The organism is Micromonospora sp. DSM 45708, from assembly GCF_039566955.1.
Classification (GTDB): Bacteria; Actinomycetota; Actinomycetes; order Mycobacteriales; family Micromonosporaceae; genus Micromonospora.
The window spans coordinates 3340981-3367238 of the sequence record NZ_CP154796.1 but is presented as its reverse complement, the minus strand read 5'-3'; the positions used below and the strand labels follow the sequence as shown (position 1 = coordinate 3367238).

The window sequence follows — 26258 nt, the reverse complement described above, 5'->3', positions numbered from 1 at the left end:
CCGGCCAGGTTACGTGATCCTTTTCTCAACGGGCAAAGTTGCCTGCTGGGCAAGATTTGTTGATGATTGCTTGAGGCAACCAAGCGGCCACCCCCATCCGACACCTCTGGAGGACGCGCGATGAGCGCACCCACCGCGACGGCCGAGGCCGCGCCCATGAGCCGGCGGCAGACGCTGGAAGCACTCAGCGGCCTGCTGCTGGTGCTCTTCGTGGCCATGCTGAGCAGCACCGTCGTCTCGACGGCCCTGCCGAAGATCATCGGCGCGCTCAACGGCTCGCAGACGCAGTACACCTGGGTGGTCACCGCCACCCTGCTCACCGCCACGGCCACCACCCCGATCTGGGGCAAGCTGGCCGACCTGTTCAGCAAGAAGCTGCTGATCCAGGTCGCCATCGTGGTCTTCCTGGTCGGCTCCGTGGCGGCCGGCTTCTCGCAGAGCGCCGGCCAGCTCATCGCCGCCCGGGCCTTCCAGGGCATCGGCGTCGGCGGCCTCCAGGCGCTGGTCCAGGTGGCCATCGCGGCGATGATCCCGCCGCGCGAGCGCGGTCGCTACAACGGCTACCTGGGCGGCGTCATGGCGCTCGCCACGGTCGGCGGCCCGCTGCTCGGCGGCCTCATCGTCGACACCTCCTGGCTCGGCTGGCGCTGGTGCTTCTTCGTCGGCGTGCCGGTCGCGATCATCGCGCTGTTCCTGCTCCAGGTCACGCTGAACCTGCCCACCGTGCGCCGGCGGAACGTCAAGATCGATTACCTGGGCGCCACGCTGATCGCCGCCGGGGTCAGCGTGCTGCTGATCTGGATCTCCTTCGTCGACGACTCGTTCGCCTGGCTCTCCTGGCAGACCGGGGCCATGGTCGGCGGCGCGGTGCTGCTGCTGGCGCTCGCCGTCCGGGTCGAGTCGCGGGCCGCCGAGCCGGTGGTGCCGCTGCACATCGTCCGCGAGCGCACCACCGCACTGGCCATCCTGGGCAGCCTCGCGGTCGGCATGGCCATGTTCGGCGGCGCGGTCTTCCTCGGCCAGTACTTCCAGATCGGGCGCGGCTACAGCCCGACCGAGGCCGGCCTGCTCACCATCCCGATGATGGCCGGCGTGCTGATCTCCTCGATCGTCGCCGGCCGGATGATCACCACCAGCGGGAAGATCAAGCCGTACATCGTGTTCGGGGCGATCGTGCTGGTCGCCGGCTTCGCGCTGCTCGGCACCATCGACCACGAGACCTCGCTGGTCATCGTCGGCGTGGCCATGTTCATCGTCGGCGTCGGCGTCGGCATGACCATGCAGAACCTGGTGCTCGCGGTGCAGAACACCGTCGCGCTCAAGGACATCGGCGCGGCCAGCGCCAGCGTGGCCTTCTTCCGGTCGCTCGGCGGCACCATCGGCGTGTCGGTGCTCGGCGCGGTGCTGGCCCGGCGGGTCACCGACCGGATCACCCACGACCTCGCCGCCGCCGGCATCCCCACCACCGGCGGCGGAGGCGGCAGCACGCTGAACCTCGACGCGTTGCCCGAGCCGGTACGGCAGATCGTCCGCGCCGCGTACGGGGACGCGACCGGGCACATCTTCCTCATCTCGGCCGCGATCGCGGTCGTCGGTGTGGTGGCGGCGCTCTTGCTGCGGCCGGTTACCCTGCGCTCCAGCCTCGACCTGCCGGACCCCGGCCGGGCGGTGGCGGTGGGTGCCGACGCGATCGACGGAGCGCCCGCGTTCGACGGGGTGGGCACCGACCCGGCCGGCCGGGAGGAATCCGCCCGCCGCTGAGTCCGTACCCCAGGGCCGTCGCCGACCCCGGCGGCGGCCCTGGTCCGTGCCGGCTCGCCGGTGGCGGACCCAGGCGAAGGAGGAGCGTTGGACACCAGGCGGAGCGCGTCCACGTCCGGCGGCGCGCTGCGCCGGGCGGCCCGCGAGCTGACGCTCGTCGCGGTGCTCTTCCTCGCCTACAAGGCGGGCCGGCAACTGGTCGCCGGGCGGGCCGGCACCGCGCGGGCCAACGGGGAACGGATCTGGTGGCTGGAACGGCTGCTGCACCTGCCCGACGAGGCGCTCGTGCAGGCGCCACTGCTGGCGCACGAACTGCCGGTGCGGCTGGCCAACAGCTACTACGCGTACGTGCACTTCCCGGCCACCGTGCTCTGCCTGGTCTGGCTCTACCTGCGCCAGCCGGCCCACTACCTCCGGCTCCGGCGGGCGCTGGCGGCGCTGACCGGCGCGGCGATGGTGCTGCACGTCTGCGTCCCGCTCGCGCCGCCACGGCTGACCACGCTCACCGGGCTGGTCGACACCGGCCGCCGGTACGGCCCCAGCGTCTACGGACCGCCCGACGCCGACCAGCTCAGCAACCAGTACGCGGCCATGCCCTCGCTGCACGTGGGCTGGGCGCTGGCGGTGGCGCTGGCCCTGGTGGCGGTCACCGCCGGGCGGTGGCGCTGGCTCTGGCTGGCGCACCCGCTGATCACCATGGTCGTGGTCGTCGGCACCGGCAACCACTACTGGCTCGACGGGGTCGTCGCGGTGGCGCTGCTCGGACTGATCCTGGCCGCGCTGCCCCGACCCGCCGCGTCGGACCGGCGTCCCGTCCCGCCGGCGGTGGGACCGTCGCGCCCGCACGTGGTGCCACCGCCGCGCCGCGCCGGCCGCCGCCGGGCCACGAAGGTCCCGACGACGGCCGACGTCCGGCTCCGGCCGCCCGGCCGGGGTTGACCGCCCGGCTCAGGGGCCGATCACCGGCTCAGGGCCGGACGGTGCAGACCGTGCCGTTGAGCCGGAACACGCCGGGCGGCACGTTCGGCCCGCCGTACGCGCCGACGAACCCGACGCTGGTGCTCCCACCGGCGGCGGCCAGCCGGCGGTTGTCGGCGGTCGGGGTCACCCGGACCTCCGCGCCGGTCTGGGTCCAGGTGCCGTTCCAGCCGCTGCTCACCTGCTGCCAGCCGGTCGGCCAGGTCCAGGTCAGCGTCCAGCCGTCGACCGCGTCCGGGCCGGTGTTGACCACGTCGACGGTCGCCACGTACCCGTTGCCCCAGTCGGTGTCGTTGTGGAAGCGGACCGCGCAGCCGCTGTCGGCCGGGCTGCCGGTGGCGAACGTCAGCGGCGGGGACGACCAGGACACCCGGCCGGCGGTGTCGCGGGCCAGCACGTTGACCGTGTAGCGGGCGCCCGGTTCCAGGTTGCCCACCGTGAACGAGGTGCCGGCGGTCTCGCCGAGCTGCTCGCTGACGGCGCCGTGCTGCCGGTACACCTCGTACTTCGCGATCGGCGCGGCGCCCGCGGCGGCGGCCGGCCAGGAGATGGTCGCGGCGCGGTCGGTCACCGCGCCCGCGGTCGGCCGGCCCGGGGCGCCCGGGCGCCCCGCGGAGCTGCCGGCCGGTCGGAGCACGAGCGTGGTCAGCGAGTACGGCGGCAGCGTGCGGGTGGTGGCGCTGCCGGAGCGGCCGGTGGTGACGGCGCCCGCCCCGTTCGTCAGCGTGTGCACGGTCGGCGCCTCGTCCGCCGGGGTGAAGCCGGCGTAGTCGACCGCGACCGGGTACGCGGTGTCCGGGTCCTTGTTGAGCAGCAGCACCGCGAGACTGCCGTCCGGCCGGCGCACCGCGTGCGCGGTGACCAGCGGCTGGTCGGTGCCGGCGCGGACGAACTGGTCGCCGGGGCGGGCGAACGTGTTCATCATGGACAGCGCGTGGTACGGCGCGAACGGCGTGTTGAACGGCGGCTCGCACACCTCGCCGTCGCCGGTGCAGCCGCCGCTGGACAGCAGCCCGAAGTCGCCGTAGTCGGTCTGCCCGGCGACCTCGGAGACGGTGCCGATGCCGTTGTGCACGTTCCACCACTGCACCGTGAAGACGCCCTGCTCCAGCAGGCCGCTGTAGGCGTCGGCGAGGAACAGCGCGCCGGGCTGGGTGGTGCGGCCGGCGTCGACGTTCAGCTCGGTGAGGCTGATCCCGATCCGGTCGGCGTTCGGGCCGGCGTACCTGTCGATCTGCTGGCGCAGTAGCCAGGTGGCGTCCGGGAGCTGGTTGGTCCGGGTCAGCGACTCGGCGGCGGTGCCGCCCGGGTACCAGTGCACGTCCACGAAGTCGATCTTCGGGCCGGCGAGCGAGAGCACGGTCCGGTTCCACGGACCCGGGTCGCCGCCGGCGGTGATGCCGTCCGGCCAGTTGCCGGGCATGGTGAGCACCGCGCCGACCTTGACGCTCGGGTCGACCGCCTTCATCGCGTCGGCGTACTCGATCACCAGCTTGGCGTACTGGGTGGCGCTCTTGTCGGCGTGGTCGTCGGCCTCCCAGGCCGAACCGTAGAGGCCGTTGCCGTAGTTCTCGTTGCCGACGGTCCACCACTTCGCGCCGTAGCCCTTGGTGACGTTGGCGTACCGCACCCACTCGGCGGCCTCGGCCGGCGTGCCGGTGCCGTAGTTGGCGATGATCATCGGTTGCGCGCCGACCCGGCGGGCCGCCGCCATGAACGTGTCGAAGTCGGTGTCCGGCGCGACGTAGCCGCCGGGCGCGGTGTGCGTCTTCCAGTGGTAGATGTCGGCGTACGAGCCGCCGGGGTAGCGCAGCATCCGCACGCCGGCGGCCTTGAGCAGGTCGGACGTCTCGGTGCTGCCGAGCTTCGCGTCCCAGATGGCGTGGTTGACGCCGAGGGCGGTGTCCGGCACGGTGGCCAGCCCGGCGCGGGCGTTCACGGTCACCGCGACCGGGTCGGCGGCGGCGCCGGCCGGGGGCGGTTCGACGGTGGCGAGCGCGGTGGTGGCGAGCAGCAGGCTCGCCGCGTACGCGGTCCACCGGCGGGGGCGGGGCAGGGATCTCCTCATGCGGGTGTCCTTCGGAGAGGCGGGTTCCCGGAATCGGTGCCGCCGTCCTCCCGGGAGCCTGCCGGCGCCCCGGGTGCCCCGGATCGGCGATCGGCTCCGCGCGCTGAGCCATCGACGTATCAGGATCACACGCGCGTCCCGGCGGGCTCAAGGCTTAATTTATAGATAGGAGTCTTTACTGTTAACAAGGTTTAATTTATGTTCATGACACCTTCCGATCCCCCCGAAGGAGTTGCCACCATGCGCCGAAGAATCACCCTTCCACTGCTCAGCGCCGGTGCCGTCGCTGCGACCCTGGCGCTCGCCGCGCCCGCCCAGGCCCACGGCTACGTCTCCTCGCCGCCCAGCCGGCAGGCGCTCTGCGCGCAGAACCGGGTGCCCGACTGCGGGCAGATCCGGTACGAGCCGCAGAGCGTCGAGGGGCCCAAGGGCCTGAAGAGCTGCCACGCCGGCATCGCCCAGTTCGCGGTGCTCAACGACGACAGCCGCAACTGGCCGGCCACCACCGTCGGCAGCACGGCCACGTTCACCTGGATCAACACCGCCCGGCACGCCACCGCCAACTGGGAGTACTGGATCGGCAACACCCGCGTCGCGGTGGTCGACGGCGGTGGCCGGCAACCCGACGCCACCGTGTCGCACACCGTCAACCTGGGCGGCTTCTCCGGCCGGCAGAAGCTGCTCGCGGTCTGGAACATCGCCGACACCGCGAACGCGTTCTACGCCTGCGTGGACCTCCAGATCGGCGGCGGCGGCAACCCGACCCCCACGCCGTCGCCGACCCCGTCGCCCACCCGGACCGCCGCGCCGTCACCGACGCCCGGCCCGACCGGCTCGCCGGTGCCGGGCGGCACCTGGACCGCCGGCCGGGCGTACCAGGCCGGTGACACGGTGACCTACGGCGGCCTCAGCTACCGCTGCCGCCAGGCGCACACCGCGATCGCCGGCTGGGAGCCCCCGAACGTCCCCGCCCTCTGGCAGCAGCTCTGACCCACCCCGCCCCGCCCCCTCGCCCCGCCCCCCACCCCCGCTGCGGCTCGCGCTTTCCCGGAAAGAGTGGCCATGGCCGGTGGAATGACCACTCTTTCCGTGAATCAGCGGCGTGGGGGGCGGGGTGCTCGGGGTGGTCGATTGGAGGAATGGATGCTTCGGCGTGTGGTTGTGGTCGTGGTGCTGGCCGGATTGCTGGGTGTCGGCGGTTGTGGCGGGGGGCCGGCGACCCCGGCCGCGTCCCGGCCCGCGCCGGCCGTCGACGACGCCACCAGCGGCATCGACGCGCTCTTCCTGGCCATGATGGTGGCGCACACCGAGCAGACGCTGGAGATCGTCGGCGTCGGCCTCGACCGCGTCGCCGACGCGCGGGTGCGGACGCTGATCGCCGCGATCCGGGCCACCGAGACCGACGAGTTGGCCACCATGCGCCGGTGGCTGCGCGAGGCCGGCCCCTCGGCCGAGGCCGCCGTCGCCCGGCACGACCACTCCGGGCACAGCGACGCCGCCGCCGGCCTGGCCCGGCTGCGGGGCGCCCGGGCCGCCGACGTCGACCGGGTGCTGCTCGACGTGCTCACCCGCCACCAGCGCACCGCCGCCGCCCTGGCCCACGCCCAGGTCACCGCCGGCACCAGCGAACGGGTACGCGACCTCGCCACCCGCATCGACCGTTCCCGCACGGCCGAGGTCGCCCTGATGGCGGACCTGTCCCCGGCGTGACGCACCCGTCGACAGCGGAGGGCCGGCGCTCTCCGCGGATGGGCGGATCTCCCACCGGCGACGCCGGACGGTAAACATGACGTTCATCACGGTGACCGGCGGTTCCCGGTCCGGTGGAGGAGTGTCGGCGCGGCGGCGGATCAGGGCGTAGCAGGCGCTTACCGTGCGGCTTCCCGCGAGCGGGTGGGGCGGAACCGCGGGGGCGCCCCGGGGCGACGGGCGGGTGACCGGACGCACGGCCTTTCGCCCCTGGCAAAACCGGCCGCGCGATGTCGCACCCCGTGACTAGGCTCTCGTCCCGGACGTCGCCCACCGCACGTCCTCCCGCGCGTCCCATGACGCGCGGTGGCGCCACCGCCCTCGGACCGGACCGGAACCAGGAGACTGTCTGTGACCCAGCAATCCGTAGCGACATCGAACAAACTCGACGCCGCGGTGCTCAAGGTGGCCGGTGTCGTCGTGCTCGGCGCGGTCATGTCGATCCTCGACGTGACCGTCGTCAGCGTGGCCATCCCGACGTTCCAGCGCGAGTTCGACGCCTCCTACGCGCGTGTCGCCTGGACCATGACCGGCTACACCCTCGCGCTGGCCACGGTGATTCCGCTCAGCGGCTGGGCCGCGGACCGGTTCGGCACCAAACGGCTCTACATGGTGGCGCTGGCGTTGTTCACCATCGGCTCCGGGCTCTGCGCCACCGCCGACTCCATCGGCGAGCTGATCGCCTGGCGGGTGGTCCAGGGCCTCGGCGGCGGCATGCTCATGCCGCTCGGCATGACGATCATGACGCGGGCCGCCGGCCCGCACCGGATCGGCCGGTTGATGGCCGTGCTCGGCATCCCCATGCTGCTCGGCCCGATCGGCGGCCCGATCCTCGGCGGCTGGCTGATCGACACCGCGAGCTGGCACTGGATCTTCCTGATCAACGTGCCGATCGGTGTGGTCGCGCTCCTCTACGCCCAGCTCGCCCTGCCGAAGGACGCCCCCGAGCCCTCGGAGTCCTTCGACTTCCTCGGCATGCTGATGCTCTCGCCGGGCCTGGCCCTGTTCCTCTACGGCGTCTCCTCGCTGCCGGAGGCCGGCACGGTCGCCGACACCGAGGTCTGGCTGCCGATGGCGGCCGGCGCCGCGCTCGTGATCGCGTTCATCCGCTACTCGTTCCGGCCCCGGCACCCGCTGCTCGACCTGCGGCTGTTCCGCAACCGCAACCTGACCGTCGCCGCACTCACCCTGGTCGTGTTCATCATCGCGTTCATGGGCGCGGGCCTGCTGTTCCCGAGCTACTTCCTCCAGATCCGGGGCGAGAGCACGCTCAACGCCGGCCTGCTGATGGCGCCGCAGGGCATCGGCGCGATGCTCACCATGCCGATCGGCGGCATGCTCGCCGACCGGGTGCCGATCGGCCGGACGGCGCCCTTCTCGCTGGTGCTCATCGCGGCCGGGTTCTTCACCTTCACCCAGGTCGACACCGACACGTCCTACGTGCTGCTCTGCGGCTCGCTGTTCGTGATGGGCCTCGGCATGGGCGGCACCATGATGCCGATCATGACCTCGGCGCTGAAGACCCTGAACGCGGCCGAGGTGGCCCGCGGCTCGACGCTCGTCAACATCCTCCAGCAGATCGCCGGGTCGGTGGGCGCCGCGACGATGTCGGTGATCCTCACCAGCGAGCTGAACGGCTCCCGGTCGATCCCCGGCGTGACCGATCCGAGCACCGGCGCGCCGGTCACCGAAGCCCAGCTCGCCATCGCGGTGCAGCAGCAGCCCGAGCTGGCCCAGCAGTTCCCGGTGCCGCCGTCGCTGATCGAGCGCGGGCTCGACTTCGCGGCCAGCTCGTTCGCCACCACGTTCTGGGTCGCCTTCGGGCTGGCGGTGCTCACCTTCGTCCCGGCCGCCTTCCTGCCCCGCCGGCGGGAGCCGTCGCACCTGCTGCACGGCGAGCCGGGGGAGGAGCAGCGCCCGACGCCGGTGCCGATGCACTGATCCGCCCTGTCCCGTGGGGCCGGACGCCGACGGCGTCCGGCCCCACGGCGCTTCCGGTGGCCGATCCCGGATCGGCCACCGGCGGGCCGGGCAGCACCTAGGCTCGAACCCGGGAAACGGGGAGAGGTGGGCAGGGTGAGCGCAGGCGGCGGGGACCGGTCGGCGCGGCGGCGCACCCGGCTGCTGCTGGCGGGCCTGCTGGCCGTGGTCGGGCTGATCCTGCTGCTGCTCGGCCTCACCGTCGCCACCGGCACGGTCGCCGGGGTCGAGGTGGTGCTCGCGCTGGTGCTCCTGGTGGCCAGCTACGCCGTCCAGCGCGTCGCCCGCCGGCAGAGCGTCTACCGCGAAGACCGGCGGCGCTGACCGGCACGACGGTCCGACCCCGCTAGGCTGGCCGGCGTGGATCACGAAGACCGGATCGCGCTGTTCCTCGACTACGAGAACCTGGCGCTGGGCGTGCGCGACCATCACGGCGGTCGGTCGTTCGACCTCCGTCCGATCGCCGACGCCCTCGCCGAACGTGGCCGGGTGGTGGTGCGCCGGGCGTACGCCGACTGGTCGTACTTCGACGAGGACCGGCGGATGCTCACCCGGTCGCACGTCGAGCTGATCGAGATCCCGCAGCGGATGGGCTTCTCCCGCAAGAACGCGGCCGACATCAAGATGGCCGTGGACGCGGTCGAGCTGGCCTTCGAACGGGGCTACATCTCGACGTTCGTGATCTGCACCGGGGACAGCGACTTCACCCCGCTCGTGCACAAGCTGCGCGAACTCAACAAGCGGGTGATCGGCGTCGGGGTGGAGAAGTCGACCTCCGCGTTGCTGCCGCCGGCCTGCGACGAGTTCCTCTACTACGACCGCCTCGAAGGGGTGGACGTGCCGCCGCCCGTCGCCCGCCGGACGCGCCCGGCCCGGTCGGCCGGGCCGTCGGTGGCGGAGTCGCCGCCCGAACCGGTGGTGGAGACCGCGCCGGCCGAGGAGGAGTCGCCGCGCGACGTCGACACGCTCGCTGTCCTGCTCGTGCAGACCGTTGCCGGCGTGCAGGGCAGCGGCGGCGGCGAGGTGACCGCGTCGGGCCTGAAGCGCGCGCTCCTCCGCAAGGACCCCACGTTCAGCGAGTCCGACTACGGCTTCCGTACCTTCGGGGAGCTGCTGCGGCACCTGGCCGGGTCGAACGTGGTGGAGCTGGCCGCCGGCCCGGCCAAGGGTGACCCGGAGGTGTCGCTGCCCGAGCGGGGTGACCGGGAGGTCACGTTCGGGCTGCTCCGCGCCGTGGTGGCGGACCTCGCCGGCGAGGGCGGCGCGGTGGCGCTCTCCGGCCTGAAGGACCAGCTCCGGCGCGCCCGGCCGGACTTCAGCGAGAAGAAGCTCGGCTACCGCAGCTTCCTCCAGTTCTGCAAGGCGGCGGCCACCGACGGCGTGGTGGAGCTGCGGTGGAGCCCGGACGACGGCGACTACCTGCTCACCCCGCAGTCCTCCTGAGCACGGTCGTCGCCGTGCCGCGCATCGTCCAGTTGCTGGCCTCGCCGGTGCACCGCTACGTGGGCCGGCCGGCGGACGGGCCGGCCCCGGCGCCCCCCGGTGAGCTGGTCGAACAGGTGCGCCTCCGGGCCGGGCTGGGCATCGTCGGGGACCGCTACTTCGGTCGGCCGGCGCACCGCACCGCCAGCGTCACCCTGATCGCGCAGGAGTCGCTGCCGGCCGGCGCCGATCTCACCCAGCTCCGCCGCAACGTGCTGACCAGCGGCATCGCGGTGGACGAGCTGGTCGGTCAGGTGCTCACCCTGGACTCCGGCGACGGCCCGGTCCGCCTGCGGGTGCACCGGGCCGCGCCGCCGTGCGCCTGGCTGGACGTGGTGGTCGCGCCCGGCACCTGGAAGGCGCTGCGCCGCCGGGGCGGCGTCCGCTGCGCCCCGCTCACCGACGGCGTCCTGCGGGTCGGCCCGGTCACGGTCGCTGTCGGAGACTGACGGCACGTGGTCGGGAACTTTTCCCGCGCCCCGGCCGACCAACCTCGGGGTCACCCTGTCGTCGCAGTCGGTGGCCAGGTCACGGAGAGGACGCCAGGGATGAACCGAACGAGCCCCGCATCCGTACCGTCCGGCGTGACCGTGCCGGACCGGCGGGTGGGCCGCGGATGAGCCCGGACGCCGACGACGACCAGGTGACCCGGTGGGCGCGGCGGGCCGGCCGGGGCGACCAGCAGGCCGCCGCCGCGTTCGTCCGCGCGCTCCAGGGACCGGTGTGGCGGTTCCTCGTCCACCTGGCCGGGCCCGCCGAGGCCGACGACCTCGCGCAGGAGACGTTCCTGCGCGCGCTGCGCAGCCTGCCCGGGTTCGCCGGCCGGTCCTCGGCCCGGACCTGGGTCTTCACCATCGCCCGCCGGGTCGCCGTGGACCACGTACGGGCTGCGACCGTCCGCCCCCGGGTGGCCGCGCTGCCCGACTGGCAGACCGCCGCCGAGGCGGCCGGGGCGGTGACCGCCGGCGGGGACGACGGCGTGGCGCTACGCGGACTCATCGCCGGGCTCGCCCCGGACCGTCGGGAGGCGTTCGTCGCCACCCAGGTGCTCGGCCTCTCCTACGCCGAGGCGGCCGAGGTGTGCGGCTGCCCGGTCGGCACCATCCGGTCGCGGGTTGCCCGCGCCCGCGAGGACCTGGTCGCCGCCTGGGCCGGCGACACCCGGGGCCGCCGCGCCCGCTGAGCCACCCGGGCGACGACAGACCGAGCGCGGTGGCACCGGCCGGCCAGGGTGACCGGCCGGGCGCTCGCGGGTCAGGCGACCGCAGGCCCGCGCGGGGCACGGCCGGGCGCTCGCGGGGTCAGGCGGCGCGGCGGTCGCGGGCCTGCGCGGGGTACGGGCCCGGCGGCACCAGCCGCAGCGGCGTCGGCGCGGCCGGCTCCTCGGTCCGCAGCGTCCAGCGCGAGCCGGTCGACCGACCCCGTCCGGGCGGGGTGTCCCCGGGACGCCACCAGGGCCGGGACAGCACCAGCATCACCGCCCAGCCGACCAGCAGGAAGCCGTGGCTGACCAGCCGGGTCATCGCCACCTGCCCGGTGATCAGGTCGTTCACCGACAGCAGCACCAGCGTGGCGACGAACGCGCTGAGCATCGGCAACAGGCCGGACGGGGTGGACCGGCGCACCGCCACGTAGAGGAAACCGGCGCCCACCGCCACGTTCCACGCCGCCGACTCGTGCCACAGGTGCTGGCCGGAGGTGTGCGCGTGCGCGACCACCGCCTCCCGGCCGATCTGCGCCAGGCCCAGCACCAACTGCACCGCGCCGAGCAGGCCGAGCGCCGCGCGGAGCCCGAGCGCCACCCGCCGGCGTCGGCTCGGCCGGGGCGGCGGCGCGGCGGCCAGCACGGACGCCACCAGATCGGGCACCTGCGGGGCGAGACGGGTCCGGGCCCGGCGGGTGACCGCCGCGGCGGAGTCGAACCAGCCCCGGCAGCCGGCGCAGCCGGCCAGGTGCGCCTCGGCCGCCTCGCTCTCCGACCGGGACGCCTCACCGTCCAACTGGGCCGACAGGATCTCCCGCCACTGCTCACACGCCATGTAGGGATAGTCGTCCGGGCCGCCCGCCTGGTTCCCGGCGGGGTCCCGATCGGGTACGCGACTACCGGGGGTGGGCGCGGCTATGCGGCCCGGAACGGCGCCGGGGAGGGAGCGAGGTGACCCGCCCGTTCGTGAACTGGTCCGGGAGCCTCTCGTTCACCCCGGCGGAATGGGACGAACCGGCCGACGAGGACGAGGTCAGCGCGCTGGTCCGCCGGGCCGCGGCAGCCCGCTGACGCGGCTAACCTGAGCCGGTGACCTTCGACGCCACGCTCACGCCCGGGTGGCGGAGGCCGGGGTGCCGCTGTCGGTGGCCGGCCTGTACCCGTCGCTGCATCTCGACCTCGCCGACCCGGTTTGACGGCTGTGGTGTTCCACCGGCTGCTTTTCCCGGTCACCGGGAGCGATGAGTTCGGCGAGGGGCACCGGTCTACCTCCCCGACCGAGATGACCAGACGACCGGAGCACGGGCCATGGGACTGATCCACATCGAGCTGTTCGCCACCCTCGACCTCGTCGGGCAGTCGCCCGGCGGTCCCGAGGAGGACCCGGTGGGGTTCCCGTTCGGCGGCTGGCAGGCGCCGCTGCTGGACGAGGCCACCGGCGCGCAGGTCATGGCCGCGTACCAGGGCACGGACGCGTTGCTGCTCGGCCGGCGGACGTACGACATCTTCGCCGCCTACTGGCCGCACCAGGAGGGCGGCGAGGACAACGAGATCGCCACGCTGTTCAACCGCGTCCCGAAGTACGTGGCCTCCCGCGGTCGACCCGACCTGTCGTGGCAGGGGTCCACGATGCTCGGTCCGGACCTGGCGACGGCGGTACGCGAGGTCCGGGACCGGCACGAGCACGTGAAGGTGGTCGGCAGCCTGAACCTGGTGCAGACGCTGCTGCGCGAGAGGCTCTTCGACCGGATCGACCTCTGGGTGCACCCGATCGTGTTGGGCGTCGGCAAGAAGGTGTTCGACGGCGGCGCGGTGCCCACCAACGTCACGCTCATCGAACCGCCGGTCGCCAACCGGAAGGGCACCGTCTACCTGCGCTACGGGCTCGCCGACGGCACGCCGGGAACAGGTGACATGGGCGCGCCCGATCGCGGCTTTCGCCACGACGGCTGAGACGGAGGCCCGGGCTGTCGCGGGCGGCGCGTGACGGGTCGGGGACAGTGCAGCGCCGACGGTGCCGGTACGGTCCGGGGCATGGGTGCGATCAAGCCGTGGCACATCGCCACGCTGTGCTGTCTCCTCACGTCCGCCGCACTCGTCGGCGCCCTGGTGTGGTTCTTGGTGGTGCGTTCCGGTCGCCGCTAGACAACACCGGGATCGGTCCCGGCCGCCCGGGTCTCGTAGGCTCGGATTCGTGGACAGCAGTCGAGAGCCGATCCTGGCGCACATGCTGGAGGCGGCGGAGAACGCCTCACCGGTCGAGGCGGTCGAGGCGGTCACCCGGGAACTCGGCGCGGCCCTGGGGGCACGGAGCGTCACCTTCCTGATCGCGGACCTCAGCGGTCGGGCACTGGTCCGACTGGCCCACGTGCCGCTGGCCGGCGCCGGTGAGGGACGCCGGGACGGCCAGGAGGTCGCCACCGTGACGCCGTTCGACGGCGGCCCTGCCGAGCAGGCGTTACGCACCCAGACGGTGCAGGCCGTCGCGCGGTCCGACGGGTGGTCGGTGCTGGCGCCGGTGACCGATCGCGGTGAGGCGATCGGTCTGCTCGAGATGTTCCTGCCGGACGAGCCGGCCCCGCGCGCGTTGGCGGAGATCGCCCGCACCGCGCACGTGCTGGCGTTCGTGGTGATCGCCAACCGCCGGTACACCGACCTGTTCGAGTGGGGACAACGCACGACCCCGTTCACGCTGTCCGGGGAGATCCAACGTCGTCTGCTGCCCGGCTCGTTCACCTGCGAGGCCAGCGGCTTCACCCTGTCCGGCTGGCTGGAGCCCGCCGCGAGCATCGGCGGGGACACCTTCGACTACAGCGTGGCCCGTGACGTGCTGCACTTCAGCGTCACTGACGCGATGGGCCACGGGGTGACCAGCGCGCTGACGGCCACTCTGGGCGTGGGCAGCCTGCGCAACAGCCGCCGCCGGGGGGCCGGTCTGGTGGAGCAGGCGGTCGCCGCGAACATCGAGGTGGCCGACCACGCCACCGTTCGCGGCAGTTACCTCACCGCGGTCCTCGGCCGGCTCGACCTGCGTACCGGGGTGTGCACGCTGCTCAACGCCGGGCACGTGCCGCCGATGCTGGTTCGCGACGGGGACACGCGGACACTGTCGTCGCCGGCCAACTTTCCCCTGGGCATGTTCCCCGAGGCCGACTACCGCGCCGGTGAGGTCACGCTGGAACCGGGCGACCGCATGGTGGTGGTCACCGACGGCATGCGGGAGCGCAACGCGGCCGGCCTCGACCTGCCGGCCATCCTACGGTCGATCGCCGGCCTGCACCCGCGCGAGGCGGTCCGTGCGTTGGCCGACGCCGTGCTCGAGGTCAGCGGAGGGGCGCTGGCCGACGACGCCACGCTGTTCATCCTCGACTGGCACGGCGGGCACGACGAGGGTCGGCGGACCAGCGCCGGCGCCGACCAGGCCCGCGCCAGCAGCGGGTTGCCCGACTGACCTAGCGGCCGGTCGGGTCGTCGGTGGACGGCAGCGTGGCCTCGGCCTCCGCCACGTCGTCGTAGACCCGGATCGCCCGATCGACCGACGTGACCGCCAGGACGCTCCGCACCGGGGGTCGCACCGCGGCGAGGACCAACCGGCCCCCGGCCTCGCGCAACGCCTTGAACATCACCACCAGCGCGCCCAGCCCGCTGGAGTCCATGAATCCCACTCCGGCCAGATCCACCACCACCTGGCGGGTGCCGGCGTCGACGAGCCGTTGCAGCGCCTCGTGCAGCTGCGGGGACGTCGCCATGTCCAGTTCACCGCGCACCTCGAGCACGGTGCAACCCCGGCCGGGCCGGACCGACAACAGCAACCCCACGAAACCCTCCCGTACGCCGATGGTCCCGTTCACCCTATTCCGCCGGCCGGGGATCCGCCTCCGGGCGGCGTGGACCGGCCCGGCACCCGGAGCGCTCCCACCCCGGCGAGTTGAGGTAGTGTCGATCTCCGCCGGAGCATCCCGCCCGCGTGACGCCAGCAGTTCGGGGTCATGCCCGTCGGGGAAGGAGCCGGATGATGCGAATGCGCGTGACGCTGTCGCTCCCGGGTGAGCCGTCCTCCGTGACCCGTGCCCGCCAGGTGCTGGTGACCCTGCTGGGCCTCACCGACGCCACCGAGGACGCTCGCGGCCATCTCGCCCTGCTGATCACCGAGGCGTGCGCCAACGCGGTGCGGCACGGTGACACCCACAGCGCCGTCGACATCACGATCCGCATCGACGACGACGTCTGCCTGCTGGAGGTCGGCAATCGCGGCAGCACCCCCGACGGTGGCGTACTCACCGCCGGGCTTCCCGCCCCGCTCACCGTCGGCGGTCGCGGGCTGCCCCTGATCGCCGCGCTCGCCGACACGGTCGCCTTCGTCCCCGGGCCGTCGGACCAGGTGCTGATCCGCATCACGAAACACCTCACCGCGGCGGTTGCGGGATAACCCGGTGGCGTCCCGGGCGACCGTGGGTAAGAGTGGCGCGCATGGCATGTCGGATCAGTGAACTCGTGCTCGACTGCCGCGACCCCGAGGCGCTGGCGCGGTTCTGGTGCGAGGTCCTCGACTTCGTGGTGCTCGGCCGCGAGGGCGACGGCAGCATCGAGATCGGGCCGCGCGACGGGTTCGGCGGCCCGCAGCCGACGATCATCCTCAGCCCCACGGCCGAGCCGGAGCGGGCGAAACCCCGCCTGCACATCGACGTCAACGCCACCGACCGCGACCAGGACGCCGAACTCGAACGCCTGCTGAAGCTCGGGGCGCGCCCGGCCGACGTCGGCCAGACCGGCGAGGAGTCCTGGCACGTTCTCGCCGATCCCGAGGGCAACGAGTTCTGCCTGCTCAAGGCGCGTCTCGCGCCGCTGTAGGTCAGAGGCCGAAGAAGTCGAGGTAGCCGTCGATCTGGTGGGTCAGCATGGGCTCACCGGGATGCGCGGGCAGGCCCCGGTCGCGGGCGGCGCGCAGCAGCGTCGTCTCCGCCGGGGACATGATGATGTCCGCGACCACCGCCCGCGCCGGCAGCTCCGACACCGGGAACGGCGGCGGGTCGGTCGGGCGCAGCCCCACCGGCGTCGCGTTGACCGCGAGGTCGGCGTCGGCCAGTCGCGGCCGGGACGCCGCATGGACCCGGCCCGGGTACGCGGCCGACAGCCGTCCGCCGAGCGCGGCCAGCCGGGCCGGGTCGGTGTCGGCCAGGTGCAACGCGGCCACCCCGGCGTCGAGCAGGGCCACCGCGATGGCGCTGCCCGCGCCGCCGGCGCCCACCACGCAGACCCGCCGGCCACGCGGGTCGTGTCCGGCCGCGACCAGCCCGCGGACGAACCCGTCGCCGTCGAACGTGTCCGCCGACCAGGTGCCGTCCGCCTCGCGGCGCAGCGCGTTGACGCTGCCGGCCCGCCGGGCCCGGTCGGTGGCCCGGTCGGCGAGCTGGAGCAGGGCCGCCTTGTGCGGCACGGTGACCAGCATGCCGTGCAGGTTGCTCACCTGCCGTAGCCCGGCCACCACGTCCGGCAGCGCGGCGGCGGGCACGTGCACCGGCACCAGCACCGCGTCCGTGCCCCGCCGGGCCAGCACCGGGTTGAGCAGGCCGGGCGCGCGTACCTGCGCGATCGGGTCGCCGAGCAGCGCGTAGAGGCGGGTGGCGCCGCCGATCGCGGTCATCGCGCCGGCTGCGGGCGGCGCAGCGTCCGCAGCGCGCCCGCCCACGCCACCACCTCGTCGAGCATGGTGCCGACCGCTTCCCGCTGGTGCGGGCCGGGGCGGAAGTCGCGGAACGCCACGAAGTCGGTGTGCAGGGAGAGCGCCACCTGGGAACGGACCACCGGCACCGACACCTGCCCGAGCACCAGCCGCAGGTGCTCGGCGGCCCGGGTGCCGCCGTGCACCCCGTAGCCGACCAGCCCGGCCGGCTTGTGGTGCCACTCCTGGTAGAGCACGTCGATCGCGTCCTTGAGCATACCCGGGATCGAGTGGTTGTACTCCGGGGTGACGAAGACGAACGCGTCCAGCGCGCCGACGACCGCGCCCCACCGGCGGACCGCCGGCCGGCTCGACGGCGCCATCGACGGGGGCAGCGGCTCGGCGAAGTGGGGCAGCGGATGGTCCGCCAGGTCGACGAGTTCCGCGTCGACGTCCGTCCGCGCGGCGGCGATGTCGCACACCCAGCGCGCCACCGCGTCGGCCTTGCGGCCCGGGCGGGTGCTGCCGGCGACGACCCCGATCCTGATCATTGACTGGCCTCCCTGGTCGAGTTCCCGGTCCCGGCCGGGACCGGGGTGCTGGTCGGATGCGCGGCCGTGGACACGACCGGGACGCCCGCGAGGTCGCGGGCGAGGTGCAGCGCGCCGTGCAGCGAGGAGAGCCCGCCGAGCGCGGCGGCGGCGACCCGGGGCGCGGGCCGCCCCGGACGGCCGGCGGCGAGGTGCCCGACCAGTGGCACGAAACCGGGCAGGCCGGTGGCGAACCCGCCGCCGACGATCGCCAGGTCGGCGGCGAGCAGCTCGCCGAGGCTCACCACCGCGGCGGCCAGCGCGGCGCAGCTCGGTGCGATCGCCTCCACCGCCCACGGCCGGCCGTCGTCCAGCCCGGCGCGCAGCCGATGGTGGTCGACCGGCCCACCGCGGAGCCGGGCGGCGCGGCGCAGCGTGGCCGGCCCGGACGCGACCGCCTGGAGGCAGCCGGACCGTCCACAGTCGCACCGGTCCCCACCCAGGTCGACCACCATGTGCCCGACCTCGGCGGACGCGCCGGTCGGGGCGTTGCGCCCACCGAGCACGATCCCGCCGCCGACACCGGTGCCGACCCCGAGGTAGAGCACGTCGTCGCGGCCCGCGTGGCGGGCCTCGGCCAGCGCCGCCAGGTCGCCGTCGTCGGCGTACCCGGTCGGGGTGTCGGGGAACAGACGACGCAGCGTGCCGGCCAGGTCCAGGCCGACCCAGCTCGGCCGGCCGGGCCAGGCCACGACCGTGCCGGCCCGGTCGACGGTCGCCGGCATGGCCACGCCGACCGCGTCGACCGGACCGAATCCGACGCGCAGCGCGGCCACCTCGGCGGCCAGCACGGCCAGGTCGCCGGCCGGGTCCGCGCCGGCCGGCCAGATGACGATCCGCTCGTACGCGGGCCGGCCGGCCGCCTCGGCGCGCAGCGCGACCTTCGTGCCTCCGACGTCGACGCCCAGCAGCGCGGCGACCGGCCCGCCCGTCACGGCCGCCTCAGTGCTTCAGCAGGTGCAGGAACGCCAGCGCGGCCGAGGCGAACGCGAAGAACAGCGGCACCATGACCACCTTGCCGTCGTCCTTGGCGCGCAGGTGGTAGGCCACGGCGGCGATCAGCAGCACGGTGATCGCCACCGCGGCGACCACGCCGAGCTGCCAGAACTTCAGGCCCAGCAGCAGCCCGGCGACGCCGGCCAGCTCCAGCAGGCCGATGACGCGGGTCAGCCCGGCGGAGACGCCGAGGTGCGACATCCGCTGGCGCATCTGCGCGTTGCCGGTGAGCTTCTGCACGGCCAGCGGAATCAGGACGATGGCCAGCAGGATGGTGAGAACGATGATCGCGACGGTCACGGGGTTCCTCGGGGGTCGGGTCGTCGCGGCGGACGACCGGTACGGGTGCGACGGGGTGGACGGTCAGGGCACGGTCGCGACGAGCGCGCGGGCCGCCAGCCGGTAGCCGAGCGCGCCGAGGCCCACGATCACCCCCGCGGCCAGCGGGGCGAGCACCGAGTCGTGCCGGAAGCTCTCCCGGGCCCACACGTTGGACAGGTGGACCTCCAGCCACGGGTGGGGATAGTTGGCCAGCGCGTCGCGCAGGCTCCAACCGGCGATCATCAACGCGCCCGGGTTCACGATCGCGCCCACCGTCTCATAACTGTCCTGGATGGTACGGATCATCTCGCCCTCGCAGTCGTGCTGCCTCGCGACGACCCGCCACCCCCGCCCGGCGACCTCCTCGCCGACCGCCCGCTCGATGTCCGCCAGCGTGTCGGTGCCGTAGATCTCCGGTTCCCGTCTGCCGAGGATGCCCAGGTTCGGGCCGTTGAGCAGGAGCACCTCGGGCACGTTGCACCTCACCGGAGAAGGACGACGACAGGTCATCGGAGTATCGGCCCCGCCCCCGGCGCGGACCCCGCCGGCAGGGGGCGGTTAGGGGCGGCTAGGGGCCGTTAGGGGAGGTCAGCGCCGTGCCGGCTCGGTTAGCGTCCTGCCGGGCCGTTCCAATCTGGATCAGGGAGTGGGACATCATGAGTGATCTGTCGGCACCGGAGTTCCCCGAGTGGCCGCAGTTCGGCGACGAGGAACGGACCGGCCTCATCCGGGCCTTGGAGCAGGGCCAGTGGTGGCGCGTCGGAGGCAACGAGGTCGACACGTTCGAGGCCGAGTTCGCCGCGTACCACGGGTCGTCGCACGCGCTGGCCGTCACCAACGGCACGCACGCGCTGGAGGTGGCGCTGGAGGTCCTGGGCGTCGGACCGGGCACCGAGGTGATCGTCCCGGCCTTCACGTTCATCTCGTCGTCGCTGGCCGCGCAGCGCCTCGGCGCGGTGGCCGTGCCGGTCGACGTGGACCTGGACACCTACTGCGTCGATCCGGACGCGGTGGCCGCCGCCATCACCGACCGGACCCGGGTGGTGATGCCCGTGCACATGGCCGGGCAGTTCGCCGACATGGACGCGCTCGACAAGATCACCGCGGACGCCGGTGTCGCGCTGCTCCAGGACGCCGCGCACGCGCACGGCGCGCAGTGGCAGGGCAAGCGGGTCGGTGAACTCGGCTCGGTCGCCGCGTTCAGCTTCCAGAACGGCAAGCTGATGACCGCCGGCGAGGGCGGCGCGGTGCTCTTCCCCGACGAGGAGAGCTACGAGAAGGCGTTCCTGGTGCACAGCTGCGGCCGGCCCCGCACCGACCGCGACTACCTGCACCGCACCACCGGCTCGAACTACCGGATGAACGAGTTCAGCGCCGCCGTGCTGCGCGCCCAACTGTCCCGGCTGGACGGTCAGATCGCGGTGCGCGAGCAGCGCTGGCCGCTGCTGGCGAGCCTGCTCGCCGAGATCCCCGGCGTGGTGCCGCAGGGCCGCGACCCGCGCGGCGACCGCAACCCGCACTACATGGCCATGTTCCGGATCCCCGGCATCACGTCGGAACGCCGCCGGGTCGTGGTCGACGAGCTGATCGCCCGGGGCATCCCGGCGTTCGTCGCGTTCCGCGCCATCTACCGCTGCGACGGCTTCTGGCTGGCCGGCGCGCCGGACGAGACGGTCGAGCAGATCGCCGAGCGGTGCCCGAACGTCGAGCAGATCCACGCCGACTGCGTCTGGCTGCACCACCGCACGCTGCTCGGCACCGAGGAGCAGATGCACCAGATCGCCGCCGTGCTCGCCGACGTGCTGGCCGGATGACCGGGCCGCAGCCGGCCGCCGCGCCGGGGCGTACCGTCCGGGTCGCGGTGGCCGGTCTCGGCTGGGCCGGGCGGCAGATCTGGCTGCCCCGGCTCGCCGCGCACCAGCGGTTCACGGTGACCGCCGTGATCGACCCGGACGCCGCCGCCCGGGACCGGGCCCGCGCCGCGCACGGCGTGCCCGACGCGTACGCCGACGTGGCCGACCTGCCCACCGACGCCGCCGACCTGGTGGTGGTGGCGGTCCCCAACCACCTGCACGCCGCCGTCGCGGCCCGGCTGCTGCGCCGGGGCGTACCGGTGTTCCTGGAGAAGCCGGTCTGCCTCACCTCGGCCGAGGCCGACGAGCTGGCCGACGCCGAGCGCGCCGGCGGCGCGGTGCTGCTGGCCGGCAGCGCCGCCCGCTACCGCGCCGACGTGCGGGCCCTGCTGCGGGCCGTGGTCGACCTCGGGCCGGTCCGGCACGTCGACGTCGCCTGGGTACGCGCCCGGGGCGTGCCCGACGCCGGCGGCTGGTTCACCAGGCGGGTCCTCTCCGGCGGCGGCGCGCTCGTCGACCTGGGCTGGCACCTGCTCGACACGGTGCTGCCGCTGCTCGGCCCGGCGCCGATCGCGCACGCGGTGGGCAGCGTCTCCGACGACTTCGTCAACGACGGTGCCGCGCAGGCCGCCTGGCGCGGCACCGCCGGGCCCGGTGGACGCGGCGACGTCGAGGACACCGCCCGCGCGTTCCTGCTCACCGCCGACGGCGCGTCCGCCGCGCTGCACGCCTGCTGGGCGTCGCACGAGGCGACGGACCGCACCACCATCTCCGTGCACGGCACCCGCGGCTCGGCGACGCTGCGCTGCACGTTCGGGTTCAGCCCGAACCGGCTCGGCGCGCCGGAGCTGACCCGTACCCGCGACGGCGAGACGGTCGCCCTGCCGCTGGCCGCCGAGACCATCGGCGCCGAGTACGACCGGCAGCTCGACGCGCTGCCCGGCCTGCTCGCCGACCCGGCGAACCGGGGCGTGGCCGCCGCCGACGCCCGCCGCACCATCGACGCCATCGAACGCGTCTACCGCTGCGCCCGGCCCACCCCGCCGGTGCCCGCGCTGGCGGGAGCGCGCGACCGGTGAGAACCACCGGGCGACCTCACCTTCGGGAGCAGCCATGAGCCAGCCGCCGTCGACCGCCGGCGCCGCCGTCCTCGCCCCGCGTCCGGGCCCCATCCGGGCGGTCGTGTTCGACCTCGACGGCGTCGTGGTGGACAGCTCGGCGGTGATGCGCGAGGCGTTCAGCGTCGCGTACGCCGAGGTGGTGGGCGGCGGGCCGGCGCCGTTCGAGGAGTACAACCAGCACATGGGACGGTACTTCCCGGACATCATGCGGCTGATGGGACTGCCGCTGGAGATGGAGGCGCCGTTCGTCCGGGAGAGCTACCGGTTGGCGCACCGGGTGCCGCTGTTCCCCGGCGTCCGGGAGACGCTGGAGGCGCTGCACGAGCGCGGCGTCCGGATGGCGGTCGCCACCGGCAAGAGCGGTCCCCGCGCCCGGTCCCTGCTGGACCTGCTCGGCGTGCTCGCGCTCTTCGACCACGTGATCGGCTCGGACGAGGTGCCCCGCCCCAAGCCGGCGCCGGACATCGTGCTGCGCGCGTTGGAGCTGCTCGACATGCCGCCGGGCGCGGCCATGATGGTCGGTGACGCGATCACGGACCTGACCAGCGGCCGGGACGCCGGGGTGACCACGGTGGCCACCACCTGGCACGGCGGGGACGTGACCGCGTTGCTGGCCGCCGGCCCCGACCTGGTCGCGCACAAGCCCGAGGAACTGCTGACGCACTGCCCGGCGGCGCGCTGAGGCTCGGCCCGCAGCTTCCCTGTCGTCCGGGCATGCCGACCGTCGCGGCGGGTGTCAATGCCTTGCCGGAGTTCGTGTAAAAGATTTAATGCAAAAACACTCGCTTGTGCTGATCTTCGCATCGATCGATACTGATGACCGAACGTGAGGCCTCGCATACATCGAGTGAGCCCTCACCTCGTCGCCGTGTCGCCGTCCTCTGCCTCTGCGCCACGGATCTCGGCCTGCTCACGAGCAGTCTCAAGACGGAGAGGAGGGCGGATATGCCCTTGTCGTTGGCGGACCTCAAGAAAATCGGGGACACGCCCATCACGATCGAATCGACGACCTACCCCGAAGTGTGCCTGCGCATGGACGGGACCGGAGTGCCCACCACCATGGCGGGTGGCGGGACGGTCAACTGCAACTTCCGCGCCGCGGACCAGGAGAAATTCAAACTCCGTGATCACGGCAACGATACCTTCTCGATCGAGTCGATCGCTTTTCCCGGCGTATTCCTGCGAATGGTCGCCGCCGACGTCAACTCCCAGACCCCCACCGGTGGTGTGGTCAACTGCCAGCTCAACGCCGACGGCGGCGGTCACGAGACGTTCAAGTTCCGCGCCCAGGCCGATGGTTCCTACTCCATCGAGTCGCTCGGCTTTCCGAACGTCTTCCTGCGCATGACCGGCACCGGCGTGACGACTCACACGGCCCAGGGAGGTGGGAAGGTCGACTGCCACTTCAACGCCAACGGCGGCGCAGAAGAGAAGTTCAAAATCAGCATGGCCGCGCAAAGCCTCGACTTCTCCAACGCCCAGTTGCAGTCGCAGACCATGTGGTGCTGGGCGGCGAGCTCGGTCAACATCGCGAGGTTCTACAACCCGAACACCACCCAGACCCAGTGCGCCCAGGCCAACGCACAGTTCGGCCAGGACAAATGCTGCAACGCCGCCGACGCCGGTGGTGCGGCCTGTAACCGGGGATCCTGGCCGACCGATGCCCTGACGCGGATGCGCCACCTCAAGGAGGAGCTGTTTCGGGCACTGACGCCCGTGGAGGTCGCGGCCGAGTTGGCGAAGTCGCAACCGGTCGGGGTCGACACGCATTGGCGGAACGGCGGAGGCCACATCGTCGTGATCCGGGGACGGTGGGAGTCGGACGGCACCGAATGGCTGAGAATCCACGATCCCTGGGATGGGTTCGTGGACGTGACATTCGATAGCTTCGTGAACAACTACACCGCTGCCGGCGGGGTCTGGTCCCGCAGCTACCGGACCGTGCGTCAAGCATGAGGAGCTGAGATGCCACTACACGTTCCCGAGCCACCGCACGGCCAGGCCGACCAGGTGAAGTCGAAGCTTCACAGGTTCGCCGACGAGGGTAGATTCACCGGCAAGGCGTTACGCGGCGCCCGGAAAGAACAGCTCGACGTGTCCACCCCCCACCAGGTCTTCACGATGGGGCTCGACGACGTCCTCGCCGGGGGCGGTGTCGACCGGACGCAGCCCGCGGGTTGGCGCTATCTGATCGAGGACAGCGGGCAACCGATTGCCAGCGCCGAGACCTCGGCCGGCCCGGAGGGTACGCAGGAGGTGTCGAAGTTCACCGAGGGGCCGTTCGTGGCCGCCACCGACAAGGCCATGAAAATCGTCCGGAGGCTGCCCAAGCTGGCCGCCGCCGGCTTCGAGCTGCGGCTGTTGCGCATTCCCGCCGTGTACCAGATGGCACTGTGGCTGCACTCCGCGGAAGAAGACCTGCTGGTGCCGTTGGAACCGTCGCCCATCGGCAAGGAGGGCAAGGCCATGCCGGCGGGCGAGTTCTTCAGCGACCTGGCCGAGCTGGCACGCGCCACGTCCTTCCGGACCGAACCGAACTGATCGCGTCTCCGATCCCGTACCACCTACATCCCGGCAAGGGCGGCGCGGACCTCGGTCTCCGGCACGTCGGGGACCAGTTCCGGGCCGCCCCCGCCGTCCAGCACGAAGGTCAGGCCGGCGGTGGACTTCTTGTCGCGGCGCATGAACGCGATCAGCTCGTCGTGCGTCACCCCGGACGGCAACGCGGTGGCCAGGCCGTAGCCGGCGACCACCTCGTGGTGCTCGGCCACCCGCGCCGGAGTGATCCGACCGAGCCGGCCGGCCAGCCGCCCGGCGAACACCGTGCCCACGCCGACCGCCTCGCCGTGCCGCAGCCGGAAGTCGGTGGCCCGCTCCAACGCGTGACCGAGCGTGTGACCGTAGTTGAGGATGTGCCGCAGCCCGGCGTCGCGCTCGTCGGCGGCGACCACCCGGGCCTTGAGCGCCACGCACGCGGTGATCTGCTCGGTCACCGTCCGGCCGCGCAGGTCACCGGCGCCGATGAAGTGCGCGCGGGCGATCTCGCCGTAGCCGTTGCGCCGCTCCACCGCCGGCAGCGTGTCCAGGTAGTCGGTGTCGCAGAGCACCGCGCGCGGCTGCCAGTAGACGCCGACCAGGTTCTTGCCCTCCGGCAGGTTCACCGCCGTCTTGCCACCGACGCTGGCGTCCACCTGGGCCAGCAACGACGTCGGCAGGTGCAGCACCGCGACGCCCCGGTGGTAGAGGCCGGCGGCCAGGCCGACCACGTCGGTGGTGGTGCCGCCGCCGCAGGAGACCACCGCGTCGGCACGGGTCAACCCGAACTCGGCGAACGCCCGGCACAGCGCCTCCACGGTGGCCAGCGACTTGTCGTGCTCGCCGTCGCGGGCCGGCACCACCCGGTGCGGCACGCCCGGGTCGGGCGTCCACTCCGGCGGCCGGGCCGACACCACCACGACCCGGCGGGCCCCGACGCGCGCCACCTCCGCGGCCAGCCGGTGGCGCACACCGGGACCGACGAGCACCGGGTACGCGCGGTCACCCAGCGCCACGTCGACCCGTTCGACGGCGGTCATCCGACTCTCCCACCTGTTGCGGGGACGGTGTGCCCGGCCAGCCGCAACGCCAGCGCGGCCAGCGAGTCGACGGCCGGGTCGATGCCCCAGCGGCGGTGGCTGAGCTGGGCGTGTTCGGCGATCAGGAAACCGCGTGGCGCGGCCGGATGGTCCTCGGCGACCACCTCGGTCACCCGGTCCAGGTAACGGCGCCAGGCCGCCGACACCGGATCGTCGGCGAGCGGCAGGTCGGCGGCGGCCAACACGATCTTGTCGGCGCCGGCGTGCGCCTGCGCGGCGAGGTCCCGGCGCTGCGCCCCGGTCAGCACGCGACTGCGGTCCTGCCAGTGCAGGAACAGGAAGGACGCCCGGTCGCCGGCCGGCAACAGCCCGCACAGGTGCCGCAGGTGCGCCACCGCGAGCGGCAGCTCCAGCCCGGCCAGCCACGGCGGCTCCCCGCCGAGCAGGCCCAGCGCCACCTCGCTGCCGGCGTGGGCGAGCGGTCCGCCCCGGGCCGGGTCGCGCACCGCGTACGCCGGGGGCGCCGGCCGGGCCGACGGGCCGAGCCGGTCCCGTGCCAGGTCCAGCGCGGCGGACCCGGCGTGCAGGCCCAGCCGCAGCCGGGCCGGGCCGGGGGCGTCGAGCCGGTCGAAGAACCAGCAGCCGCCCGGGTCGGCGGCGCGCAGCTCGGCCACCAGCCCCGCCAGCACCGTGCCGACCAGCTCGGCCGCCCGCGCGTCGACGCATCCCGCGCCGGGCACGGCGAGGTCGGCGAACAACCAGGAGCGTTCCATGGCACCTCGACTGTCGGCGGTGGTACGCGGCGTCCTCGGGGCGTGCCCATCATCACCGCGCCGGCCCGCCGGAGAGCCCGCGCGCGGCCGGGAACCGGGGTCCGGTTAGGGGGCGACAGGGGTAGGTCACCGCCGGGCCGCTGGC

General features: G+C 73.5%; 28 protein-coding genes. 18 read left to right on the top strand and 10 right to left on the bottom strand.

From position 1 onward, the window contains the following. The first annotated feature begins 120 nt into the window (after nt 1-120). Together VKK44_RS14305 and VKK44_RS14300 are read left to right on the top strand one after the other, a co-directional pair. Nucleotides 121-1761, top strand: a complete 1641-nt coding sequence (locus VKK44_RS14305) for an MDR family MFS transporter (protein ID WP_343447459.1) — start codon at nt 121-123, stop codon at nt 1759-1761. Nucleotides 1762-1848: 87 nt separating this feature from the next. After that, entirely contained in the window at nt 1849-2700 is an 852-nt protein-coding gene (locus VKK44_RS14300) for a phosphatase PAP2 family protein (RefSeq protein WP_343447457.1), read from the top strand. Nucleotides 2701-2728: 28 nt separating this feature from the next. On the opposite strand, the gene VKK44_RS14295 is transcribed toward VKK44_RS14300, so the two are convergent. Continuing rightward, entirely contained in the window at nt 2729-4807 is a 2079-nt protein-coding gene (locus VKK44_RS14295) for a cellulose binding domain-containing protein (protein ID WP_343447456.1), read from the bottom strand. A gap of 240 nt (nt 4808-5047) precedes the next feature. Between VKK44_RS14295 and VKK44_RS14290 the strand changes: the two genes are divergently transcribed. The 7 genes from VKK44_RS14290 (at nt 5048) to VKK44_RS14260 (ending at nt 11201) form a co-directional block, all read left to right on the top strand. Then, on the top strand, nt 5048-5797 hold the full coding sequence (locus VKK44_RS14290) for a lytic polysaccharide monooxygenase (protein WP_343447455.1): 750 nt from the start codon (nt 5048-5050) through the stop codon (nt 5795-5797). A gap of 165 nt (nt 5798-5962) precedes the next feature. Further along, nucleotides 5963-6517: a DUF305 domain-containing protein gene (locus tag VKK44_RS14285; RefSeq protein WP_343447454.1), complete on the top strand. Its 555-nt coding sequence runs from the start codon at nt 5963-5965 to the stop codon at nt 6515-6517. Nucleotides 6518-6907: 390 nt separating this feature from the next. Beyond that, nucleotides 6908-8497 carry a DHA2 family efflux MFS transporter permease subunit gene (locus VKK44_RS14280; RefSeq protein WP_343447453.1) on the top strand — a complete coding sequence of 530 codons (1590 nt, stop codon included), beginning with the start codon at nt 6908-6910 and terminating at the stop codon, nt 8495-8497. 135 nt (nt 8498-8632) lie between these two features. Next, a complete protein-coding gene (locus VKK44_RS14275) occupies nt 8633-8860 on the top strand; it encodes a hypothetical protein (RefSeq protein WP_343447452.1) in 228 nt (75 codons plus the stop codon). 36 nt (nt 8861-8896) lie between these two features. Then, nucleotides 8897-9979: a PIN domain-containing protein gene (locus VKK44_RS14270; protein ID WP_343447451.1), complete on the top strand. Its 1083-nt coding sequence runs from the start codon at nt 8897-8899 to the stop codon at nt 9977-9979. A gap of 14 nt (nt 9980-9993) precedes the next feature. Next, nucleotides 9994-10467 (top strand): molybdenum cofactor biosysynthesis protein, encoded by a 474-nt coding sequence (locus VKK44_RS14265; protein WP_343447450.1) that lies wholly within the window; start codon nt 9994-9996, stop codon nt 10465-10467. A gap of 167 nt (nt 10468-10634) precedes the next feature. Beyond that, nucleotides 10635-11201, top strand: coding sequence for a sigma-70 family RNA polymerase sigma factor (locus tag VKK44_RS14260; protein WP_343447449.1), 567 nt, complete (start codon nt 10635-10637; stop codon nt 11199-11201). 118 nt (nt 11202-11319) lie between these two features. Here the strand turns inward: VKK44_RS14260 and VKK44_RS14255 are convergent, their stop codons facing one another. Beyond that, complete coding sequence (locus tag VKK44_RS14255) at nt 11320-12057, bottom strand: zf-HC2 domain-containing protein (protein ID WP_343447448.1); 738 nt, start codon at nt 12055-12057, stop codon at nt 11320-11322. A gap of 473 nt (nt 12058-12530) precedes the next feature. Here VKK44_RS14255 and VKK44_RS14250 point away from each other — a divergent pair, with 473 nt between their 5' ends. Further along, on the top strand, nt 12531-13175 hold the full coding sequence (locus VKK44_RS14250) for a dihydrofolate reductase family protein (protein ID WP_343447447.1): 645 nt from the start codon (nt 12531-12533) through the stop codon (nt 13173-13175). Nucleotides 13176-13416: 241 nt separating this feature from the next. Continuing rightward, complete coding sequence (locus VKK44_RS14245) at nt 13417-14673, top strand: PP2C family protein-serine/threonine phosphatase (RefSeq protein ID WP_343447446.1); 1257 nt, start codon at nt 13417-13419, stop codon at nt 14671-14673. 1 nt (nt 14674) lies between these two features. Here the strand turns inward: VKK44_RS14245 and VKK44_RS14240 are convergent, their stop codons facing one another. Continuing rightward, on the bottom strand, nt 14675-15073 hold the full coding sequence (locus VKK44_RS14240) for an STAS domain-containing protein (RefSeq protein ID WP_343447445.1): 399 nt from the start codon (nt 15071-15073) through the stop codon (nt 14675-14677). A 161-nt stretch (nt 15074-15234) separates the two neighbouring features. On the opposite strand from VKK44_RS14240, the gene VKK44_RS14235 reads away from it, so the two are divergent. Together VKK44_RS14235 and VKK44_RS14230 are read left to right on the top strand one after the other, a co-directional pair. Further along, nucleotides 15235-15651: an ATP-binding protein gene (locus VKK44_RS14235; protein WP_343447444.1), complete on the top strand. Its 417-nt coding sequence runs from the start codon at nt 15235-15237 to the stop codon at nt 15649-15651. Nucleotides 15652-15692: 41 nt separating this feature from the next. After that, nucleotides 15693-16073: a VOC family protein gene (locus tag VKK44_RS14230; RefSeq protein ID WP_343447443.1), complete on the top strand. Its 381-nt coding sequence runs from the start codon at nt 15693-15695 to the stop codon at nt 16071-16073. Nucleotide 16074: 1 nt separating this feature from the next. Here VKK44_RS14230 and VKK44_RS14225 read toward each other — a convergent pair whose 3' ends face one another. From VKK44_RS14225 to VKK44_RS14205, 5 genes are all read right to left on the bottom strand, one after another. Continuing rightward, nucleotides 16075-16866, bottom strand: coding sequence for a shikimate dehydrogenase family protein (locus VKK44_RS14225; protein WP_343447774.1), 792 nt, complete (start codon nt 16864-16866; stop codon nt 16075-16077). Then, nucleotides 16863-17435: an NADPH-dependent FMN reductase gene (locus VKK44_RS14220; protein WP_343447442.1), complete on the bottom strand. Its 573-nt coding sequence runs from the start codon at nt 17433-17435 to the stop codon at nt 16863-16865. Before VKK44_RS14220 ends, VKK44_RS14225 begins: the two co-directional genes overlap by 4 nt. After that, on the bottom strand, nt 17432-18409 hold the full coding sequence (locus tag VKK44_RS14215; protein ID WP_343447441.1) for an ROK family protein: 978 nt from the start codon (nt 18407-18409) through the stop codon (nt 17432-17434). Before VKK44_RS14215 ends, VKK44_RS14220 begins: the two co-directional genes overlap by 4 nt. Nucleotides 18410-18416: 7 nt before the next feature. Then, on the bottom strand, nt 18417-18770 hold the full coding sequence (locus VKK44_RS14210; RefSeq protein WP_343447440.1) for a DoxX family protein: 354 nt from the start codon (nt 18768-18770) through the stop codon (nt 18417-18419). A 63-nt stretch (nt 18771-18833) separates the two neighbouring features. Continuing rightward, nucleotides 18834-19265, bottom strand: coding sequence for a type II 3-dehydroquinate dehydratase (locus VKK44_RS14205; protein ID WP_343447439.1), 432 nt, complete (start codon nt 19263-19265; stop codon nt 18834-18836). 182 nt (nt 19266-19447) lie between these two features. On the opposite strand from VKK44_RS14205, the gene VKK44_RS14200 reads away from it, so the two are divergent. The 5 genes from VKK44_RS14200 (at nt 19448) to VKK44_RS14180 (ending at nt 24306) form a co-directional block, all read left to right on the top strand. Further along, on the top strand, nt 19448-20605 hold the full coding sequence (locus VKK44_RS14200) for a DegT/DnrJ/EryC1/StrS family aminotransferase (protein WP_343447438.1): 1158 nt from the start codon (nt 19448-19450) through the stop codon (nt 20603-20605). After that, complete coding sequence (locus tag VKK44_RS14195) at nt 20602-21723, top strand: Gfo/Idh/MocA family protein (RefSeq protein WP_343447437.1); 1122 nt, start codon at nt 20602-20604, stop codon at nt 21721-21723. The genes VKK44_RS14200 and VKK44_RS14195 overlap by 4 nt, the downstream gene beginning before the upstream one ends. Before the next feature lie 34 nt (nt 21724-21757). Then, entirely contained in the window at nt 21758-22447 is a 690-nt protein-coding gene (locus tag VKK44_RS14190) for an HAD-IA family hydrolase (RefSeq protein ID WP_343447436.1), read from the top strand. 134 nt (nt 22448-22581) lie between these two features. Then, nucleotides 22582-23721, top strand: coding sequence for a papain-like cysteine protease family protein (locus tag VKK44_RS14185; protein WP_343447435.1), 1140 nt, complete (start codon nt 22582-22584; stop codon nt 23719-23721). Nucleotides 23722-23730: 9 nt separating this feature from the next. Next, nucleotides 23731-24306: a hypothetical protein gene (locus VKK44_RS14180; RefSeq protein ID WP_343447434.1), complete on the top strand. Its 576-nt coding sequence runs from the start codon at nt 23731-23733 to the stop codon at nt 24304-24306. A gap of 23 nt (nt 24307-24329) precedes the next feature. Here the strand turns inward: VKK44_RS14180 and VKK44_RS14175 are convergent, their stop codons facing one another. Both VKK44_RS14175 and VKK44_RS14170 read right to left on the bottom strand, forming a co-directional pair. Beyond that, a complete protein-coding gene (locus VKK44_RS14175; protein ID WP_343447433.1) occupies nt 24330-25340 on the bottom strand; it encodes a 3-dehydroquinate synthase family protein in 1011 nt (336 codons plus the stop codon). Beyond that, the gene (locus tag VKK44_RS14170) at nt 25337-26113 is read right to left on the bottom strand and encodes a hypothetical protein (RefSeq protein ID WP_343447432.1); all 777 of its coding nucleotides are present in this window, start codon (nt 26111-26113) and stop codon (nt 25337-25339) included. The genes VKK44_RS14175 and VKK44_RS14170 overlap by 4 nt, the downstream gene beginning before the upstream one ends. Nucleotides 26114-26258: the final 145 nt, after the last annotated feature.

What these genes read in the sequence shown, in the direction of transcription:
- VKK44_RS14305 (WP_343447459.1), top strand. Translation starts at nt 121, where the DNA reads ATGAGCGCACCCACCGCGACGGCCGAGGCCGCGCCCATGAGCCGGCGG.
- VKK44_RS14295 (WP_343447456.1), bottom strand. Translation starts at nt 4,807, where the DNA reads ATGAGGAGATCCCTGCCCCGCCCCCGCCGGTGGACCGCGTACGCGGCG.
- VKK44_RS14290 (WP_343447455.1), top strand. Translation starts at nt 5,048, where the DNA reads ATGCGCCGAAGAATCACCCTTCCACTGCTCAGCGCCGGTGCCGTCGCT.
- VKK44_RS14260 (WP_343447449.1), top strand. Translation starts at nt 10,635, where the DNA reads ATGAGCCCGGACGCCGACGACGACCAGGTGACCCGGTGGGCGCGGCGG.
- VKK44_RS14255 (WP_343447448.1), bottom strand. Translation starts at nt 12,057, where the DNA reads ATGGCGTGTGAGCAGTGGCGGGAGATCCTGTCGGCCCAGTTGGACGGT.
- VKK44_RS14250 (WP_343447447.1), top strand. Translation starts at nt 12,531, where the DNA reads ATGGGACTGATCCACATCGAGCTGTTCGCCACCCTCGACCTCGTCGGG.
- VKK44_RS14235 (WP_343447444.1), top strand. Translation starts at nt 15,235, where the DNA reads ATGATGCGAATGCGCGTGACGCTGTCGCTCCCGGGTGAGCCGTCCTCC.
- VKK44_RS14230 (WP_343447443.1), top strand. Translation starts at nt 15,693, where the DNA reads ATGGCATGTCGGATCAGTGAACTCGTGCTCGACTGCCGCGACCCCGAG.
- VKK44_RS14225 (WP_343447774.1), bottom strand. Translation starts at nt 16,866, where the DNA reads ATGACCGCGATCGGCGGCGCCACCCGCCTCTACGCGCTGCTCGGCGAC.
- VKK44_RS14220 (WP_343447442.1), bottom strand. Translation starts at nt 17,435, where the DNA reads ATGATCAGGATCGGGGTCGTCGCCGGCAGCACCCGCCCGGGCCGCAAG.
- VKK44_RS14200 (WP_343447438.1), top strand. Translation starts at nt 19,448, where the DNA reads ATGAGTGATCTGTCGGCACCGGAGTTCCCCGAGTGGCCGCAGTTCGGC.
- VKK44_RS14195 (WP_343447437.1), top strand. Translation starts at nt 20,602, where the DNA reads ATGACCGGGCCGCAGCCGGCCGCCGCGCCGGGGCGTACCGTCCGGGTC.
- VKK44_RS14190 (WP_343447436.1), top strand. Translation starts at nt 21,758, where the DNA reads ATGAGCCAGCCGCCGTCGACCGCCGGCGCCGCCGTCCTCGCCCCGCGT.
- VKK44_RS14185 (WP_343447435.1), top strand. Translation starts at nt 22,582, where the DNA reads ATGACCGAACGTGAGGCCTCGCATACATCGAGTGAGCCCTCACCTCGT.
- VKK44_RS14180 (WP_343447434.1), top strand. Translation starts at nt 23,731, where the DNA reads ATGCCACTACACGTTCCCGAGCCACCGCACGGCCAGGCCGACCAGGTG.
- VKK44_RS14175 (WP_343447433.1), bottom strand. Translation starts at nt 25,340, where the DNA reads ATGACCGCCGTCGAACGGGTCGACGTGGCGCTGGGTGACCGCGCGTAC.
- VKK44_RS14170 (WP_343447432.1), bottom strand. Translation starts at nt 26,113, where the DNA reads ATGGAACGCTCCTGGTTGTTCGCCGACCTCGCCGTGCCCGGCGCGGGA.